This window comes from Bradyrhizobium sp. PRIMUS42, from assembly GCF_023006515.1.
Classification (GTDB): domain Bacteria; phylum Pseudomonadota; class Alphaproteobacteria; order Rhizobiales; family Xanthobacteraceae; genus Bradyrhizobium.
Window position 1 is genome coordinate 1 of the sequence record NZ_JALBGZ010001216.1, and the last position, 1,120, is coordinate 1,120.

Consider the following 1,120-nt stretch of genomic DNA (forward strand, 5'->3'; position numbering starts at 1 on the left):
GGAGGCGCCAGATTGATGGCCCCGCCGGGGTCGGGCACCGAAGCCGGCGGCACCGGCGGCGGACGATCGGAGAAAAGCTGCGCCTGCGCAGCGTTTTGGCCTGAGATAACGAGGCACGCAGCAAGGATCAGCGCCGGCAGCAGCCTGCCGCTGCGCCGCCATCCGATGATGCCGTCACCCCCGCGTGTCATGCCCCCTGCTTTTCACCGAAAACGCGGCAAATTCAAGCCTCTGAAACCCCAGGAAATACGGTCCCAGGACGGTTCTTTGGAACCCGGTTGACGCCTGCGTGATTGGGCTAACGACGACCGGCCCTCGCCACACTGCTGCCCCCTGCGTCCCGAACGGTATAAACCATGCTTCACCCTGGTTATGGCGGAGCTGAAATACGGCGCCTACTCTGGTGTGAGGGCTGGCCCGGGTGGGAGAGTTTTCGGTGCTGGATATTTTGAAGGGTCGGGGCGCGAACGGCTCCAATGGCGAAAAAGCTGGTGAAAAAGTCGGCCTGGGCAGCATCCGCCGGCCGGTGATTGGCCTTGCCCTTGGTGGCGGCGCGGCGCGCGGCTTTGCCCATATCGGGATTCTCAGGACACTGCTTGCCAACGGCATTGTGCCCGATGTCGTGGTCGGTACCTCCATTGGCGCCGTCGCCGGCGGCCTCCATGCGGCCGGCCGGCTCGATACGTTCGAAGATTGGGGGCGCAGCCTGCAAGGCATGCGCAACATCCTCGGCTATCTCGACATCCGCCTCAACGGCTCCGGCCTGCTCGGCGGCGAGAAGCTTGCAACCCGGCTCGAGGAGGCGATCGGACAAGTCCGGATCGAGGACCTTCCGATCAAGTTTGCGAGCGTCGCGACCGAAGTCCGCACCGGCCACGAGATCTGGCTGACGCGCGGCCGTGTGGTCGATGCGATGCGCGCGTCCTACGCGCTGCCCGGCATCTTCGCGCCCGTGCTGATCGGTGACCGCTGGCTGGTCGACGGCGCGCTGGTGAATCCCGTGCCGGTCTCCGCCGCCCGCGCGCTCGGCGCCGAAATCGTCATCGCCGCAAATCTTTCCAGCGACATCTTCACCCATTCCACGACCATCCATGCGCATGGCGCCGTGCCCGCCGCGGTC

General features: G+C 65.8%; 1 protein-coding gene and 1 pseudogene. One reads left to right on the forward strand and one right to left on the reverse strand.

Annotated features, from left to right (window positions below; genetic code table 11):
• Positions 1 to 191, reverse strand: a pseudogene (locus MOV75_RS39160) (hypothetical protein); the annotation flags it as partial.
• 245 nt (positions 192 to 436) lie between these two features.
• Between MOV75_RS39160 and MOV75_RS39165 the strand changes: the two are divergent.
• Positions 437 to 1,120, forward strand: a 684-nt coding sequence (locus MOV75_RS39165; protein ID WP_247008195.1) for a patatin-like phospholipase family protein, incomplete at its 3' end; no start/stop codon positions are given.